The 16,652-nt window shown below is 59.6% G+C and carries 13 protein-coding genes and 1 tRNA gene; 11 read left to right on the top strand and 3 right to left on the bottom strand.

Annotated features, from left to right (window positions below; translation table 11 throughout):
- Positions 1-48: 48 nt before the first annotated feature.
- Both ACX80D_RS15605 and aceE read right to left on the bottom strand, forming a co-directional pair.
- Positions 49-1,443 (bottom strand): PucR family transcriptional regulator, encoded by a 1,395-nt coding sequence (locus tag ACX80D_RS15605; protein ID WP_459323791.1) that lies wholly within the window; start codon positions 1,441-1,443, stop codon positions 49-51.
- 220 nt (positions 1,444-1,663) lie between these two features.
- Positions 1,664-4,405: a pyruvate dehydrogenase (acetyl-transferring), homodimeric type gene (aceE, locus tag ACX80D_RS15610; RefSeq protein WP_459323792.1), complete on the bottom strand. Its 2,742-nt coding sequence runs from the start codon at positions 4,403-4,405 to the stop codon at positions 1,664-1,666.
- A 334-nt stretch (positions 4,406-4,739) separates the two neighbouring features.
- On the opposite strand from aceE, the gene ACX80D_RS15615 reads away from it, so the two are divergent.
- The 7 genes from ACX80D_RS15615 to ACX80D_RS15645 all read left to right on the top strand — a co-directional run bounded on the left by ACX80D_RS15615 (position 4,740) and on the right by ACX80D_RS15645 (position 10,540).
- Entirely contained in the window at positions 4,740-5,159 is a 420-nt protein-coding gene (locus ACX80D_RS15615) for a DUF3052 domain-containing protein (protein ID WP_459323793.1), read from the top strand.
- Positions 5,160-5,198: 39 nt separating this feature from the next.
- Positions 5,199-5,675, top strand: a complete 477-nt coding sequence (locus ACX80D_RS15620; RefSeq protein ID WP_459323802.1) for a peroxiredoxin — start codon at positions 5,199-5,201, stop codon at positions 5,673-5,675.
- Positions 5,676-5,677: 2 nt separating this feature from the next.
- Positions 5,678-6,622, top strand: a complete 945-nt coding sequence (locus ACX80D_RS15625; RefSeq protein WP_459323794.1) for an NAD-dependent protein deacetylase — start codon at positions 5,678-5,680, stop codon at positions 6,620-6,622.
- A 77-nt stretch (positions 6,623-6,699) separates the two neighbouring features.
- A tRNA-Val gene (locus tag ACX80D_RS15630) sits at positions 6,700-6,775 on the top strand.
- Between the two features lie 149 nt (positions 6,776-6,924).
- Complete coding sequence (locus ACX80D_RS15635; RefSeq protein ID WP_459323795.1) at positions 6,925-7,827, top strand: hypothetical protein; 903 nt, start codon at positions 6,925-6,927, stop codon at positions 7,825-7,827.
- 409 nt (positions 7,828-8,236) lie between these two features.
- Positions 8,237-9,052: an IclR family transcriptional regulator gene (locus tag ACX80D_RS15640; protein WP_459323803.1), complete on the top strand. Its 816-nt coding sequence runs from the start codon at positions 8,237-8,239 to the stop codon at positions 9,050-9,052.
- A 129-nt stretch (positions 9,053-9,181) separates the two neighbouring features.
- Positions 9,182-10,540, top strand: coding sequence for an MFS transporter (locus ACX80D_RS15645; RefSeq protein WP_459323796.1), 1,359 nt, complete (start codon positions 9,182-9,184; stop codon positions 10,538-10,540).
- A gap of 438 nt (positions 10,541-10,978) precedes the next feature.
- Here the strand turns inward: ACX80D_RS15645 and ACX80D_RS15650 are convergent, their stop codons facing one another.
- The gene (locus ACX80D_RS15650) at positions 10,979-12,043 is read right to left on the bottom strand and encodes a D-2-hydroxyacid dehydrogenase (protein ID WP_459323797.1); all 1,065 of its coding nucleotides are present in this window, start codon (positions 12,041-12,043) and stop codon (positions 10,979-10,981) included.
- An 85-nt stretch (positions 12,044-12,128) separates the two neighbouring features.
- Here ACX80D_RS15650 and ACX80D_RS15655 point away from each other — a divergent pair, with 85 nt between their 5' ends.
- The 4 genes from ACX80D_RS15655 to gndA all read left to right on the top strand — a co-directional run bounded on the left by ACX80D_RS15655 (position 12,129) and on the right by gndA (position 16,530).
- Complete coding sequence (locus tag ACX80D_RS15655) at positions 12,129-13,064, top strand: NAD(P)-dependent oxidoreductase (RefSeq protein ID WP_459323798.1); 936 nt, start codon at positions 12,129-12,131, stop codon at positions 13,062-13,064.
- Between the two features lie 36 nt (positions 13,065-13,100).
- A complete protein-coding gene (locus tag ACX80D_RS15660; protein WP_459323799.1) occupies positions 13,101-13,871 on the top strand; it encodes an SDR family oxidoreductase in 771 nt (256 codons plus the stop codon).
- A gap of 4 nt (positions 13,872-13,875) precedes the next feature.
- Positions 13,876-14,940 carry an L-idonate 5-dehydrogenase gene (locus ACX80D_RS15665; RefSeq protein ID WP_459323800.1) on the top strand — a complete coding sequence of 355 codons (1,065 nt, stop codon included), beginning with the start codon at positions 13,876-13,878 and terminating at the stop codon, positions 14,938-14,940.
- 138 nt (positions 14,941-15,078) lie between these two features.
- Entirely contained in the window at positions 15,079-16,530 is a 1,452-nt protein-coding gene (gndA, locus tag ACX80D_RS15670) for an NADP-dependent phosphogluconate dehydrogenase (RefSeq protein ID WP_459323801.1), read from the top strand.
- Positions 16,531-16,652 lie beyond the last annotated feature (122 nt).

The raw sequence follows: 16,652 nt of genomic DNA on the forward strand, positions 1-16,652 counted from the left end.
ACAATTTGTAGGAAGTCTACAACGCTCGCCGCTGACAAGGGGTATTCGTTACGCCTCTTGGTGGGGTGTGGACAGGACGCTGGTGGCCTGCGAGGCGCCGTTTTTAGTAGCTGACAGCTTCTGCGTTTCCTTCGTGGCGGGCTTCGCGGAGGCGTGTTTGGGGGGTAGCTGTTTGGCTGTGACGTGTTTGGCAGCAACGTGTTGAGGGGCTTTGCTAGGCGTGGCCAGCCTGCCCACAATCAGTGCCGTTTGCAGAACAAAGGCCTCGCGGGGAATCAGCGGGTCCCAGCCTGTCACATCACAGACGCGGCGGAGCCGGTACCGGACGGTGTTGGAATGGACAAAAAGCTCACGAGCAGCCGCTTCCAGTGAATGGCCGCCTTGTAGGTAGCTGCTGAGTGTTTCTACGAGCCCGTTGGAGGCTGCCACCAGGGGGCGGTAAATGTTGCTCATGAGAGCCCGGCGGGCCGATTCGTCCCCGCCGATCACACGTTCTGGTAAGAGGTCATCTGCTGAAACCGGGCGTGGAGCAGAGGACCAGCCCTTAGCCACGGAGATGCCGGCAAAGGCCGCCTTGGCGCAGGCTGTTGCCTCGGCCAGCGTTGTCGCCAGCGGACCGTACACCACCGGACCCGGAGCAAAAAGCTCACTCAGACGCACATAGGCTGATTCTGGGTCCGCCACATTGCCCAGTACCAAGATCAATTTATCGCCCTGGATGCCCACCATGACGTCTTGGGCAAAACGCCCTGCAGCCCGCCGCAGGGTGGAGAGGAACATTGCATCGGTCTCTGAGGGGGCTGGCCCAACCATGATGGTGAAACGGCCGTGGGAGGTCCAGCCCAGCGCGGAGATGCGTGACTGCAGAGCGTCGGTGTTTTCCCCTCGGAGAATCCCGTCAACGGCTAGGGCTTCCAAGCGGGTATCCCAGGCGCCCCGATTTTCCGCTGCTCGTGCGTAGACATCGGCGGCAGCAAAAGCCACCTCCCGGGAGTACCGCAGCACAGCTTCGCGCAGGGCAACCTGCTCTTCGGGTGCAGCCAGTTCAGGAACTTTGTCCTCCACTACCTGGACCACTGTGCGGATCAACTGCAGAGCGCGCTGGAGACTGATGGAGCGGGTTAGCTCGGTGGGGGCCGTGCCGAAAACATCTGACAGCACCCAACTGGGGGAAGAGGGGTGTTCGTACCAGGAGACAAAAGCGGTGATGCCATTTTGGGCCACGAGTCCTAGCGAAGAGCGTTCATCAGCACTGAGGCGCCGGTACCAGGGCAGCGTATTTTCAAGCTCTCGACGCATCATGTTGGACAAGGTGCCAATGTTGGCCCGCAGCCGTTCTAGCGTCCCAGAGGAGTTCGCGGTATTGGCCTGAACGGGAGGAGTGGGTTCACTACCCGGATCCTGCTCGGAAGGGTGTGTGCCCGCGGAATCGTTAGCTGCCATATCTCGAGGATATGTCTTTCTGGCGGTGAGGGGAATTTGTGTGAACCCAACAAGAGGGCAACACAAAGCAAAAACTAACAAAGCGGTGGAGTCGCGGGATAAACGTCAATGGGCGGCTGCTGGTGCTGTAGAACTTCTACAGCACCAGCAGCCGCCCATGACGACCTAGCGCAAAGTAGCGTGGCTGTTAGGCCCCGCCTAGCCTTCGCTTAGCGTTTGACTAGCCTTCGCCGCCAGCGTTGCCGGTGGTGCCAGCGTTGACGTTGAGCAGATCGTACTTGGCGATCGCCTGAGCTGGTGCGCCGGCGTCGACCAAGCCGTCCTTGGCCAGCATCTGCAAGGTGCGGACAACCACCGAGTGGGAGTCGATCTTGAAGAAGCGGCGGGCCGCGGAGCGGGTATCGGAGAAGCCGAAGCCGTCCGCGCCCAGGGTGGCGAAGTCGTTGGGCAGGAACTGACGAACCTGATCCGGCACGGCCTTCATGTAATCGGTCACGGCAATGATGGGACCATGTGCATCTGCCATCTTGGCCGTGATGTACGGAACGCGAGGCTCATTTTCCGGGTGCAAGAACGCGTCCTCCTCGGCGGCAAGTGCGTCGCGGCGCAACTCGTTCCATGAGGTGACGGACCAAACATCGGCGGCAACGCCCCATTCGTCAGCGAGAATCTGTGCAGCTTCCAAAGCCCACGGCACAGAGACACCAGAAGCCAGCAACTGTGTGCGCGGTCCCTCGTGCTCGCTCTTCTTGAGCAGGTAAATGCCCTTGACGATGCCTTCGACGTCCATGTTTTCCGGGGCCTTGGGCTGAATAATCGGCTCGTTGTAGACCGTGAGGTAGTACATGACGTTGGGATCCGTAGAATCCGGCCCGTACATGCGCTCCAGACCGGACTTGATGATCGCGCCAATTTCGTAACCGTACGCGGGGTCATAGGAGACCACGGCAGGGTTAGTGGCAGCCAAGATCGGTGAGTGGCCGTCAGCGTGCTGCAGGCCCTCACCGGTCAGGGTTGTACGTCCGGCGGTGGCGCCAATGATGAATCCACGGGTCATCTGGTCACCGGCAGCCCAGAAGCTGTCGCCGGTGCGCTGGAAGCCGAACATGGAGTAGAACACGTAGATCGGGATTAACGGTTCGCCATGGGTTGCGTAGGCAGTTCCGGCTGCGGTGAACGCAGCTACAGAGCCGGCCTCGTTGATGCCTGCGTGCACAATTTGTCCTGAGATGGACTCCTTGTAGGCCAGCACCAGATCGCGGTCCACGGACAAGTAGTTCTGACCGTTGGGGTTGTAGATCTTCGCGGTCGGGAAGAAAGCGTCAATACCGAAGGTACGTGCCTCATCCGGGATGATCGGGACAATACGCTGCCCGATTCCCTTGTCACGCATCAAATCCTTGAGCAAACGCACAAACGCCATGGTGGTGGCTGCTTGCTGCTTGCCCGAACCGCGGTTAGCGACCTCGTAGGTCTTCTCGCCCGGCAGTTCCAGCTCGGTGTGCTTGGTGCGACGCTGCGGAACGGAACCGCCCAATTCCCGGCGGCGATCCATCATGTACTGGATCTCCGGTGTGTCCATCCCGGGGTGGTAGTACGGGGGACGGTACGGATCTGCTTCGAGAACCTCATCGGTGATGGGCAGACGCAGGTGCGTACGGAAGTCCTTCAGGTCCTGCAAGGTGAGCTTCTTCATCTGGTGCGTTGAGTTACGCGCCTCGAAGTGTGTGCCCAGACCGTAGCCCTTCACCGTGTGGGCCAAGATCACTGTGGGCTTGCCCTTGAAGTCCATGGCTGCCTTGTAGGCTGCGTAAACCTTGTGGTAATCGTGGCCACCGCGCTTGAGGTTCCAGACCTCGTCGTCGCTCAGGTGGGCTGCGAGTTCCTTGGTCTGAGGTGTCTGACCAAAGAAGTGCTCGCGCACAAATCCGCCTGACTCAGCCTTGTACGTCTGGTAATCGCCGTCGCGTGTGGTGTTCATGACATCAACCAGCGAACCGTCTGTGTCACGCTCGAGCAGGTCATCCCACTCGCGGCCCCAAAGGACCTTGATGACGTTCCAGCCGGCACCGCGGAAGAACGCTTCAAGTTCCTGAACGATCTTGCCGTTACCGCGCACCGGACCGTCGAGGCGCTGCAGGTTGCAGTTGACCACAAAGGTTAGGTTGTCCAACTTGTCATTAGCCGCAAGCTGGAGCAGGCCGCGTGATTCGGGCTCGTCCATTTCGCCGTCGCCCAGGAAGGCCCAGACGTGCTGGTCGCTGGTGTCCTTGATACCGCGGTTGTGCAGGTACCGGTTGGATTGCGCCTGGTAAATGGCGTTCATGGGGCCAATGCCCATGGAAACCGTGGGGAACTCCCAGAACTCCGGCATGAGGCGCGGGTGAGGGTAGGAGGACAGCGCGTGCCCTTCCTTGGACTTTTCCTGACGGAATCCATCCAAGTCCTCTTCGCTGAGGCGGCCTTCAAGGAAAGCTCGGGCATACATGCCGGGGGAGGCGTGGCCCTGGAAGAAGATCTGGTCACCTCCGCCAGCATGGTCCTTGCCGCGGAAGAAGTGGTTAAAGCCCACCTCGTACAGGGTTGCCGCACCGGCATAGGTGGAGATATGTCCACCCACACCAATATCGGGGTGCTGCGCGCGGTGTACCAAGACGGCGGCATTCCAGCGCAGCCATGCGCGGTATTTACGCTCGATCTCTTCGTTGCCGGGGAACTCGGGTTCCTGATCGACAGGGATGGTGTTCACGTAGTCGGTGGTCGTGACCATAGGCACGCCGACGCTCTGCGCGCCGGCCCGCTGCAGCAGGCTACGCATGATGAACTGGGCACGTTCAGTGCCCCGTTCCTGAATCAACGTGTCCAGGGACTCAAGCCATTCGGCTGTCTCTTCCGGATCGCGATCAGGCAGCTGGTTTGTCAACCCGCTGAGGATATGGGAGCTTTCGTCTCCTGCAGCCACGTCCAACCTCTCTTAAAAGCAGTGTGGGGCGCCCAAGGCTGTGGCCATGAGCGTGTCCTAACACTGTAGACCGCAGGAAGCGCTTGTGCGTAGCTGTGCCCATTGCATGAAGTCCCTCCATTGCCCTGCTACGTGCCGCTTTGGGTTCTCTTGTGCGTTCATTCTGGGGAAGCGCGAACAAAGTGGGTAATGTAAATCACAGCAATCCTCAGGAGTTGTGAGTCCGGTAGCCGCCAGCAACACGTTAAGTGGAGGCGAAGTGGACTCACCCCCTAGACTGGGGTTCATTGACCAACAACCCAGCGCGCAAGCGTTGATCGCAGGAGGAAATACCGTGAGTGAGGCCGACGCCGGCACTATTGCCCAGGTGGCAGGCAGTTTAGGGTTCAAGGATGGCGATCTCATCCAGGAGCTCGGATACGATGACGACGTTGATTTTGACTTACGTGACAGCATTGAAACCCTCATTGGGTCAGAAATGTTTGATGAGCAGGATCATGACGTAGTGGATTCGGTCATCTTCTGGTGGCGAGATGGTGATGGCGACCTTGTGGACGCCCTTGTCGATTCGCTGACCACCTTGGATGAGGGCGGGGTGGTATGGATTCTGACACCTAAGCAAGGCCGCGATAGTTACGTCCCGCCGTCGGACATCCAGGAAGCTGCCCCCACTGCTGGCCTCCATGTCACCACCACCGCTGGCGTGTCCACGGACTGGGCTGCTACGCGGCTTGCTCCGCGCAAACGCCAGTAGGCCCGTGTCACTAGGGAAGTTCAGACAGGACAGCCCGTGATGGACGACGGCGTCACGCACCCAGGCGTGAAACTAGGGGACATTGCCCCTGAGTTTTGCTTACCCAACCAGTTTGGGGAGCCAGTTTCGCTGGCTGGGTTGCGCGGCGCCGCTGTCATGCTGGTGTTCTATCCCTTCGCTTTCTCCGGTATTTGCACGGGGGAGCTGGCCGAGTTGCAGCGCAACCTCGGCGAGTTTGACGCTGCCGGGGTGCATTTGCTGGCTGTCTCAATCGACACGAAATACACGCTGCGGGCCTACGCGGGCGCCGAGGGCTACACCTTTGACTTGCTGGCCGATTTTTGGCCGCATGGCAAGGTGGCCCAAGAGTATGGCGTTTTTGATGGCGCTCGTGGCATGGCAGGTAGAAGCAGTTTTCTCATCACTGCCGAGGGCGTCATCGCCGACATGTTCAGCACACCCAGGGGACAAGCTCGCCCTTTGGCTCGGTATAAAGCGTCACTGGAACGGCTATAACGATGGACACTATTCGCCCAGGCATTGGTCAGACTGGTTTTGTGCAAAAGCCGGCGGACACGCCGGAGCGTCTGCGTGAAGCCACGCCTTTGAGTAGCGCTGATAGGGGCGCCCTTGACAGTGTTGCAGCCCTGCTGGGTGATAAATCCTTTGCTCTGCTTACCGGCGCCGGCATCAGCACTGATTCCGGTATTCCGGACTATCGCGGGCCGGGCGCGCCGCCCCGTAATCCACTGACATACCAAGAATTTATGGGCGACCCGAAGCTTCGGCGCCGTTATTGGGCTAGAAACCACGTGGGCTGGGCAAAAATGCACTCGGCCGCCCCGAATACTGGACACCTTGCTGCGGCAGCGTTGGAGCGTGCCGGGCTGCTAAGCGGCATTGTGACCCAAAATGTGGACCGGCTGCATGAAGCCGCCGGTGCCCAGAACGTGGTGGATCTTCATGGTCGCTTCGATCAAGTAGTGTGCACCAATTGCGGCACCAGCTATTCACGAGCTTTTTTGGCCATCATTCTCAACGAGCTCAATCCCGGTTTTTTGGAAGCTGTCGAAGCTGCGGGCGGGGTTTCTGCTGCTCCCGATGCAGATGCCGATGTGGCTAGTGAGCATCTGATTGCGGAGTTCAACATCGCCAAGTGCCCACTCTGTGGCGGGCTGCTTAAGCCGGACTTTGTCTTCTTTGGTGAAAATGTTCCCAAAGACAGAGTGCTCCAGGCCTTTGAGATGGTGGATACCGCAGAAGCGCTGGTGGTTGCCGGTTCCTCCCTGATGGTTCTCTCGGGACGGCGCTTCGCCAAGAAGGCTGCCAAGGACGGCAAACCCGTCATCATCATTAACCGAGGGAAAACTCGCGGGGATTCGCTGGCAACAGTGAAGATGGAGATGGGCGTCGGCGAGGCTATGAGCCATCTCACAGAGCTACTGGGAGCTCGATTGGCGTAAACAGTAAAACATCGTGTACAGTAGTTTCTCGTTGGTCAGGCCAACAAGCGCACAGCTTGTAGGACTGATTGGTGAATGGGTCTTTAGCTCAGCTGGTAGAGCGCCACGTTTACACCGTGGATGTCATCGGTTCGATCCCGGTAGGACCCACCACAGAGGAACCCCTCGCATTCAAGGCTTAGGCCAAGAACGCGAGGGGTTCTTTGCTTTGTCCGGGGAGTTTGTCCGGCGAGTTTGTCCGGCGAAGTGCCCGGACTGGAAACGAACGTCGTAACTGCCGCAGTTTGGCAATAGGGGAGAGCATGCAAGGAATATCGTTCACCGCGATCGACTTTGAAACCGCCAACAGCTTTCGCGCCTCCGTCTGTGCTGTTGGTCTGACGAAGGTCAGAGCTGGTCAGGTCGTTGCACAGCGTATCTGGCTCATGAAGCCACTGCCCGGATACACGCAATTCGAATCCGCCCATTCGCGTAATCACGGCATTACGGCGGCCCATGTGCACCACATGCCTGACTGGCGGAGCATACACGGCCCCATAATGACCTTTATTGGCGGGGACGCACTGGTTGGCCATCATGTCAGCTTTGAGCAAACGGTCATCGCCAAAGTCAACGAGGCCAGCGGCTTGCCGATCCCAGCGCTGGAATTCCACTGCACCTTGGAATTGGCCAGAAGGCATCTGCAGCTGCCGCACTACTCGCCCTCGGATGTTGTGGCCGCACTGGATATACCCGCTTATAATCACTGTGAATTCGGCGACGATGCGCGGGCCAGTGCCCTTATAGCGATTGAGCTTGCCCGACGCAGTGGGTCATCTACCATGGCTGAGCTATGGCCCTCCAGCGAGAAGCCGGCCGCTAAGATGCCCGGCTATTACTCTGCAGGATATACGCGAAAATTGGCGGATCTGCCCCACGCCAACGCCCTGGCTAATCCTGAGGGGCCGCTCTTTGGCCAAACCGTCGTTTTCAGTGGGGACCTGGCCGCCATGGCGCGTGTGGAAGCTCAGGATGCTGCGGCTGCCAAGGGGGCGAGGATTCTCAACAGTGTCACGAAGAAGGTCACCTTGGTCGTGGGGGCCGAGATTGACCAAGGAACTCGCGTCAGTGCGAAGGTCAAGCGTGCTCACGAGTTGGCTGCCGCGGGACAAGATATCCGTGTCATCGGTGAACTAGACTTCGTGCGCCTGCTCGCCTGCCAATAGTCCACAGCCGGCTACCCCCCCTATCCTCGGCGCAGGCATGAACGTTAAAAGTGAAAGGTTCCCCGCCACAGCTATTGGGGGACGCTGTGGTGGGGAACCAGTAATAAAAATATAGCGCCTGATTCGGCAAGATGCAAACTGACACGCCAGATTTCCAGATTGCTTTTCGAGGCGGCTTTTTAAAGTGGAGGACCTCCCACTGTGGCTATTGGGGGACGCCACAGTGGAAGGTCTGGAAACGAATATACAGCCCCGAAAGTCAAAACACAATACCGGACGTTCTACCTCTAATGGTGATCAGTATGATGGAAGTGGTCCACTGTAATGAACTAGGATTGCAGCGGAATAATCGGCCTGCGAGACCCCTGGGCCACCCCCTTCAGCGTCGAGGAAATCCATGAGTGAAGCAATGAGTGAAGTTACGACCGCACCGCCCCAGAAGGCCGTCAAGGGTCACGAGCCCAAGGCCAATGCCACTCCGGCTCCAGCTGTGACGCGAGCAGCGGCTGTTCTAGACGCTTTGGCGGAATCCGCTACGGGGCGCCTGACCCTCAGTGACCTGGCGCGTGAACTGGCAATTCCGAAGTCCTCTACCTCCAATCTGCTTCAAGCTCTAGAGGATGCCGAACTCATCATTAGGGTGGGAAGCGACTATGCGCTGGGCGTGAAGCTTGTGGAGCTCGGTGCTGCTTACCTGAGTCGTCGCGATGAGGTGAAAGAGTTTTATCGCTTCTGTGAACAGGCGCCGCTGTTGAAGCTGGCTACAGTTCGCATCGCCATGCTCGATGGCGACAATGTCATCTACCTTGCCCGCTATGAGGGGCACCCAGCCGTTCGCCTGACATCTAATATCGGCGACAAGATGCCCGTCTCCCTCTGTTCTGTCGGCAAGGCTCTCGTGGCCAAGCTGCATGACCATGATCTTGAAGAGCAGTTTCCTGATGATCTGGCGCTGCCCATTATGACGGCCCACTCCTTGAAAACCGGCAAGGAGCTCAAGGCACAGCTGGGGACGATTCGCGAGCAGGGCTATGCCTTTGAGGATGAGGAATCCACCTTGGGCGTGGTGAGCCTTGGCGTGGCCGTTCCCACACGCGGCTCGCACGGGCCAAGTCTGGGCGTATCCGTGACCGCCTTGAAGGCGACCTTCTCCGAGGCTGAGCGCGAGGCCATGGTTGCCGAGCTGCGGGATCTCACCAAAATGCTGGGCAATCCCATGGGTTAGTGACGTAAGCGACATTTTTCCTTGGTGAAGTGTTCATTGTGTTGTACGCTGTTCAACATAGTGATCGACCTTCTGGTCGTTGTCGCCTGCTGAACCAATGGTGGTTCGGTACGTTTCAAGGGAGATTCAGTGACTACACAACCGCTTCGCACAGACTCAGCAGCCACTTCGCAAGTAGAAGACAAGGTCGACCCTGAGCAGCTTCGCCGGGCCACATTGGCCAGTTCCGTCGGCTCAGCACTTGAGTACTACGACTTCTACATCTACGGGTTGGCGTCAGCCCTTATCTTTGGCCCGTTGTTTTTCGCCCCGCTCGGTACCTCCGGCGCCTTGATTGCCTCCTTTGCTACCTACGGCGTTGGCTTCGCGGCTCGTCCCTTCGGTGGGCTGATCTTTGGTTACATCGGTGACCGCTTTGGTCGCAAGCACGTGCTGTTGATTACCATTGCACTCATGGGAACGGCATCGTTCGCGATTGGTCTCCTACCCACGTATTCACAGGCCGGCATGGTTGGTGCAGTACTCCTAGTGATCCTGCGAATTCTCCAGGGCCTCGGCGCCGGAGCCGAGCAAGCGGGCGCAACGACCTTGATTTCCGAAGTTGCACCCCGTAAGCGCCGTGGCTTCTTCGCCGCGTTGCCCTTCGTTGGTATTCAAATCGGTACACTCCTAGGCGCCGGAACCTTCGCCCTGCTGGGAATGGCTAATCCCGAGGTCCTCGAGGGCGGGCTGTGGCGTGTGCCCTTCCTGGCAAGCATCCTGCTGATCGGTGTTGCGGTCTACATTCGCCTCAGGCTCAAGGAAACCCCCGTTTTCCAGGAGCTCGCCAAACACGAAAATGTCACAAAGAACCCTTTGGGCATCCTCTGGCGCAACTCCAAGAAGAACGTGTTTATCGGCATCGGTCTACGCATGGGTGAAAATGGCAACTCCAGCATTTACTCATCCCTGCTCGTGAGCTTCATGGCCATGAAGGGGGGCGTCTTTGAGGGTGATAAGTTCATCGGCCCGGCAGGTCTACTGATCGCCGCCGGCTTCTCTGCAGTTCTAGTTCTCTTCTTCGGCGCCCTGTCCGACCGGGTAGGCCGCGTCCAGGTCTACCGCTACGGGGCCTTGTTCCAGCTGCTCTTTGCCTTCCCTGCGTTCTACATGATCACGCTCGGTCACGTCTGGCTCGTATGGGCCGTCATGGTTGTGGGTATCTCCATCGGTGTGCAGTCGATGCTTGGCCCGCAGTGCGCCATGCTTCCTGAACTCTTCGGTTCGACCCACCGCTTCACGGGAGTTGCGATGAGCCGCGAAATCTCCGCTGTCTTTGCCGGTGGCTTCGCCCCCATGATCGGCGCAGGGCTCCTGGCTGTCACGAATCAGTCCTGGATGGTCCTGGCGATCTATTCGCTGGTGCTGTCCTCGATTTCCTTTGCCACGACCTTCGTCACCCCCGAAACGGTAGGCCGCGACCTCAACCTCGTCGAAGACGCTTCCTAAGCTCGCACTACTCCACATGGCGTCTGCCCCTGGCAGGTGCCATGTGGTGTTTAAGGGTGAGCGGCGTGGCTCCAAGGATCGTTTTCGCCGTGGCATGTACCTGACTCAGCAGTCAGTCGTCACATAATGCCCGAAAGTGTTGGGCAAAGCGGCACTATCTGACGGGTCGATGGGCGGAAGCGGAGTGACTCCGTGGGTTCCGCCCCCGGCAATTGAGCCACTGAGTCTGGGTGTGGATGGAAGTTCCCTGGTCTTGATGAGAGCCGGGAAACCCGTCCCGCCTCCTGGAACTAGCTGGATCAAGGCAAGTCTTAGCCAAGATGTTCGACGCCGGATGCCGCCCCTGCGGCGCGAGGTGAGGCGTGCGCCGTCGTACTTGGGGAGACAAACACAAAAGGAGAGCCTGCCGCGTGGCAGACTCCCCTCGAGGGTGGTGGCTTAGTAGAAGTGGACGGGGTCGACCGTGTGGAGGAGCGGCTCGCCGGCCTGGAAGCTGGCGAGGTTCTCGATGAAGCGTTCGGCGATGAGGCGGTTCTCGGCCAGACTCAGTGCAGAGGTGTGTGGGGAGACCATGACACGCGGGTGCTCCCAAAGCGGGCTCGCGGCTGGCAACGGCTCAACGGCGAAGACGTCCAGGCAGGCGTAGGAGATCTGGCCATTGTTCAATGCCGTCAGGAGCGCATCTTCGTCGATGACCGTGCCGCGGCCAACGTTGACCAGCACGGTGCCGGGCTTCATGGCGTTGAAGATGTTGGCGTTGATCATCTTCTCCGTATACGGGGTGCCGGGCAGGGTGTTGATCACGATGTCGGCCGTGGCGACCAGGCCGGGGAGGCCGTTAGTGTCGGTGACCGTCTCGATGCCCTCGATGGGGGCCACGTTGCGCTTGGTGCCGCTGACCTTCATCCCGAGGGCACGAGCCAGGCGAGCAGTCTCGAGGCCGATCTCGCCTAGACCCGTGATGACGACGTTGGATCCGCTGGCCAAACGTGTGGGGGTGCGCAGTTCGGGCCAGTGCTTGGCGGTCTGATCGGCGGCGAGCTCGGCCGTGCGCTTGAGGCCGTTGAGGGCGCCCATTATGGCGAACTCGGCGAGCGGAAGGGCGTGCACGCCCGCGGAGCTCGTGACGGTGATGCGTTCCAGATCGGCGGGGGCGAGGTTGGCCGCCTTGACGGCTCCGCCGGCTCCTGCAGCCATGGCCTGAATCCACTTCAACTTCTGACTCGAGGCGATGGTGGCCAGGCCAGCCGGGTTTTCATTGGGGAAGCCGTACAGCACATCGGCGCTGTTGAGGATTTCCCAGTAGCGGGCTTCTTGTGCCGGCGTGCGGACAAAGGCGGGATCGCCGGCGTGATCGGCGGGGAATCTTTCCTGGGGGAGTAGTTCGGGCTCATAGAGGACGGTGACGGCCGGGTGAGCGGCCACAATGGCCTCTACTAGCTCGGCTTCCAGGGGGACAGCAATCGCAACGATGAGATTATTTGTGGTCATGATGTTCATCATACTGAATTGTGGATAGAATACTGAACAAATGTGACGACGAGTCGCTAAGAAAAACCACCAACAAGGTTGTGAGGACAGGTAAGCAATGACGCACACCCCTTCATTAGGTTCATCAGGATACGACACCCCCGGCGCGCTCGGATTTGTTGGCCTGGGGCATATGGGTGCGCCCATGGCCGCCAATTTGTTGAAAGCGGGCTGGCCCGTGACGCTCTGGAACCGTTCCGCGGGAGCCGTGAGCGAATTGCACGGGCAGGGCGCCCACGTGGCCGAGACGGTCGCCGAGCTGCGAGATCACGCAATTTTGATCTTCATGTTGCCTGACCTGAGTCACATTCTCGAGGCCGCGGAGCAGCTCCTGGACGCCTGGCGAGCAGTGCCCCCGAAGCCAGGAACCGTCGTCGTGGTCATGAGCAGTGTTTCGCCTCAGGCCGTCAAGGCATTCGGCGCCGACGTGGCACTGGCGAGTTCTGGCAACGCATCTGTCATCGACGCCCCCGTGAGTGGTGGAACTATTGGCGCCCAGCAGGGGACGCTGGCGATCATGGCAGGGGGAGATGCGGCCAGCTTCGCCTCCGTCCTACCCGTTCTGGAAAGCCTGGGATCCACGGTGCGCCTCCTAGGTGAACTGGGGTCGGGTTCGTTGGCGAAGGCCTGCAACCAGCTCTTGGTGGGAAGCACGACGGCGGCCCTCGCCGAAGTAGCCGAACTCGCCGAGCGCTCGGGCATGGATGTTGCGGCGCTCTTCGAAGTCCTCAGTGGTGGCCTAGCCAGCAGCGCGGTGCTGAATATTGTGGGCCCGCGCATTGCCGCAAAGGACTATGCGCCTACGGGGCCGGCCAAATTTATGCACAAAGATCTTGGCTTTGTGCTCGAGAGTGCCCAGGCCGCCGGTTCGGCCGTACCCCTGGCCACGGCCTCCCATGCACTGTATGGAACTTTGAAAGAGCAGGGCTTAGGCGATATGGATCTGGCCGTGGTGCGTGAAAATATCGCCCGGCTGGCCACGCCTTCTTCTTGAACAAAACCTCTTCGGTAGTAAAGGACTAATAAGCAAATGAGTGAAATGTTTGACCTGACTGGACGTGTAGCCCTGGTGACTGGTTCTAGCCGCGGCATTGGCAACGCTTTGGCGCGTGGCCTGGCTCAGGCCGGGGCAACCGTGGTGCTTCATGGCATTGACCCGACGCGCCTGGCAGCAGCCACGGCCGCCATGGCTGCAGATTTTGCCGAGGGGCAGATTCGCTCCGTGGCTTTCGATGTGACCAATGGCGTGGCGGCCGCAGAGGGCATCGTTTGGATTGAAAATAACGTGGGGCCGCTGGAAATTCTGGTCAACAACGCCGGAATTCAGCACCGCGTTCCGCTGCTTGAGCTCGATGTTAAGGACTGGGATCGGGTCATCAGCACGGATCTGACGAGCGCTTTCCTGGTCGGTCGCGAGGCGGCCCGCAAAATGCTGGAGCGTGGACACGGAAAGATCATTAACATCTGCTCCGTGCAGACAGATCTGGCCCGACCTACGATCGCGGCCTACACGGCAGCCAAGGGCGGACTGCGCAATCTGACTCGCGCCATGACGGCAGAATGGGCCAGCGGCGGGCTGCAGATCAATGGCATCGCGCCCGGCTACATTCACACCGAGATGACGCAGAACCTGGTCGATGACGAGAAGTTCAACTCCTGGATTCTCGGCCGCACGCCCGCTAACCGCTGGGGGACCGTGGAAGACCTAGCTGGTCCGGCGGTCTGGCTGGCCTCGGACGCCTCAAACTTTGTCAACGGCCAGACCATCTTCATCGATGGCGGCATGACGGTGGTGGTCTAGGAACATGAATGACATCAATAGCAACTCGCCACTGCCAGTGAGTTCACCCGCCGTGGTTGCCCACGGTAAGGGAGATCTTCGCATCGAGAGCATTGCGCTGACTCCTCCCGGGGCTGATGAGGCTGTCATCGAAATCGCCTATGGCGGCATCTGTGGATCCGATCTCCACTACTGGCTACATGGAGCTGCCGGGGAATCCATCCTAAAAGATCCCATGGTTTTGGGTCACGAGGTAGTCGGTACCGTGCTGCGTGCCGCCGCCGATGGTACGGGACCCTCTGAGGGAACGCCGGTAGCAGTGCACCCGGCAACACCTGCCACTGGAGCTGCCAAATACCCAGAAAACCGACCCAACCTCTCTCCTGGCTGCACTTACCTCGGCAGTGCGGCACGGCATCCCCACACCGATGGAGCCTTCCGGCGGTATGCCAACCTGCCCAGTCGCATGCTCCGCCCTTTGCCACCCGAGCTGCCGCTGCGTCGTGCGGCCCTAGTGGAGCCGGCCAGTGTTGCATGGCACGCTGTCGCTCGGGCAGGAGAGGTACGTGGGAAGTCGGCGCTTGTGGTGGGTTGCGGGCCCATTGGAGCCTTGGCGGTGGCGGTCCTCAAACGAGCCGGTGCCGCTCACATCACAGCAGTAGACCTGCACGCCACGCCGTTAGAAATAGCACGGGCAGTCGGCGCCGATGCGCTGTTGGACGCCGACGACGCGGAGGCCATTGCTGCTGTGGAAGCCGATGTAGTGATCGAATCCTCTGGAAATCACTTTGGCTTGGCATCGGCTATCATCGGAGCCGTGCGCGGTGGCCGAGTGGTGATGGTGGGCCTGCTCCCAGCAGGAAGCCAACCGGTTGCCATATCTCTTGCCATTTCTCGCGAATTAGAGCTTGTAGGCTCATTTCGGTTCAATGATGAGATTGATGAGGTTATTGCGGCACTGAGTGACGGCACGCTATTCGTGGACCCCGTTATTACTCATGAATACGCTTTCGATGCGGGATTGGCTGCGTTCGAGACCGCTAGTAATTCCACGGTCTCGGGCAAGGTTCTACTGAACTTTCTGGCCTAGATCGACAAATTGGCATCCGGTTGTCACGAGTTGTTTCTAATGTGACGAAATGCCACTATCCAAATCGTGGAATGAACTGGGGAACTTCAGCCATGACCGATAAGATGGGGGAAACTATTCAATTCCCCTGGAGGTAGTATGTCTGAACTAACTGGCACTGCACAGATCGGTGTTACAGGTCTGGCCGTTATGGGCGCCAACCTGGCACGCAACCTAGCCCGCAATGGATACACCGTAGCCTTGCACAACCGCTCTGTTGCCAAGACAGATGCACTGCTTGAGGCCCACGGCAGCGAAGGCGAATTTGTTCGCACCGAGACCTTGGCTGAATTGGTTGACTCCTTGGAGAAGCCGCGCCGCGTACTCATCATGGTCAAGGCTGGTGGCCCGGTTGACTCCGTGATCGATCAGCTGGTGCCGATGCTAGAAGCCGGTGACATCGTCATTGACGGTGGCAACTCGCACTACTTGGATACCCGCCGTCGTGAAGCCGCCCTGGCCGAAAAGGACCTGCACTTTGTAGGCGTTGGTGTTTCCGGTGGTGAGGAAGGCGCCCTTCTGGGCCCGTCCATCATGCCCGGTGGTTCCAAGGAATCCTACGATGCTCTGGGCCCGCTGTTGGAAAAGATTTCCGCAAAGGTTGACGGCGAGCCCTGCTGCGCATGGATCGGCACTGACGGCGCCGGCCACTTCGTGAAGATGGTTCACAACGGCATCGAATATGCCGACATGCAGGTCATCGGCGAAGCTTTCGACCTGCTGCGTAGCGCCGCTGGCATCGAGCCGGCCGAGCAGACTGAAATCTTCGGCAAGTGGAACGAAGGCCAGCTGGCTTCCTTCTTGATTGAAATCACCGCCGAAGTTCTGGGTCACGTGGACGCCAAGACTGGCAAGCCGCTAGTTGACGTCATTGTTGACTCCGCAGGCCAGAAGGGCACGGGCCGCTGGACGGTTCAGTCCGGTCTGGATTTGGGTTCGCCCATCTCCGCCATCGCCGAGTCTGTTTTTGCTCGCGGACTCTCGTCACAGCGTGACCAGCGTGCCATCGGCCAGGAAGTTCTGGCCGGCCACGAGGTTGCCGTTGAACTGGGCGCCGACTTCGTTGAAGACGTTCGTCAGGCTCTTTACGCTTCCAAGCTCATCAGCTACGCACAGGGCATCGATATGCTCAACAGTGCTGCTGCAGAGTACAACTGGGACCTGAAGCTCGATGAGATTGCCTCGCTGTGGCGTGGCGGTTGCATCATCCGTGCCGAACTCCTCAAGGACATCACCAAGGCATACGCCGCAGAAGACAAGCCGGCTAACCTGCTGTTCGCTCCGGCCTTCGCTGCGGAAATCGCCGAGGTCCTCCCGGCCTGGCGCCGCGTGGTTTCCACCGCTGTTCAGCTGGGTATCCCGGTACCCGTCTTCTCGTCCTCACTGGCATACTACGACGGTCTGCGCCGGCCGCGCCTTCCCGCTGCACTGACCCAGGGTCTGCGCGATCTCTTCGGCGCCCACACGTACAGCCGTGTTGACGTTGAAGGCACCTTCCACACCCAGTGGAGTGGCGACAAGACTGAGATCGAAGCAGTCGACACGCACTAGTCTCCACCAGGGCTTAAGTACGACGGCGGGGGGGGGGGGGGGGCGTGAGGGGGGGAGGCGCCCCCCTCTCCCCCCCCCCCCCCCTCCCCTCTTCCCCTTCCCCCCACGCCCCCCCCCCACCT

This window comes from Arthrobacter sp. Sr24 (assembly GCF_054511175.1).

What these genes read in the sequence shown, in the direction of transcription:
- ACX80D_RS15665 (WP_459323800.1), top strand. Translation starts at nt 13,876, where the DNA reads ATGAATGACATCAATAGCAACTCGCCACTGCCAGTGAGTTCACCCGCC.
- ACX80D_RS15650 (WP_459323797.1), bottom strand. Translation starts at nt 12,043, where the DNA reads ATGATGAACATCATGACCACAAATAATCTCATCGTTGCGATTGCTGTC.
- ACX80D_RS15655 (WP_459323798.1), top strand. Translation starts at nt 12,129, where the DNA reads ATGACGCACACCCCTTCATTAGGTTCATCAGGATACGACACCCCCGGC.
- gndA (WP_459323801.1), top strand. Translation starts at nt 15,079, where the DNA reads ATGTCTGAACTAACTGGCACTGCACAGATCGGTGTTACAGGTCTGGCC.
- ACX80D_RS15640 (WP_459323803.1), top strand. Translation starts at nt 8,237, where the DNA reads ATGAGTGAAGTTACGACCGCACCGCCCCAGAAGGCCGTCAAGGGTCAC.
- ACX80D_RS15635 (WP_459323795.1), top strand. Translation starts at nt 6,925, where the DNA reads ATGCAAGGAATATCGTTCACCGCGATCGACTTTGAAACCGCCAACAGC.
- ACX80D_RS15660 (WP_459323799.1), top strand. Translation starts at nt 13,101, where the DNA reads ATGAGTGAAATGTTTGACCTGACTGGACGTGTAGCCCTGGTGACTGGT.
- ACX80D_RS15625 (WP_459323794.1), top strand. Translation starts at nt 5,678, where the DNA reads ATGGACACTATTCGCCCAGGCATTGGTCAGACTGGTTTTGTGCAAAAG.
- ACX80D_RS15605 (WP_459323791.1), bottom strand. Translation starts at nt 1,443, where the DNA reads ATGGCAGCTAACGATTCCGCGGGCACACACCCTTCCGAGCAGGATCCG.
- ACX80D_RS15620 (WP_459323802.1), top strand. Translation starts at nt 5,199, where the DNA reads ATGGACGACGGCGTCACGCACCCAGGCGTGAAACTAGGGGACATTGCC.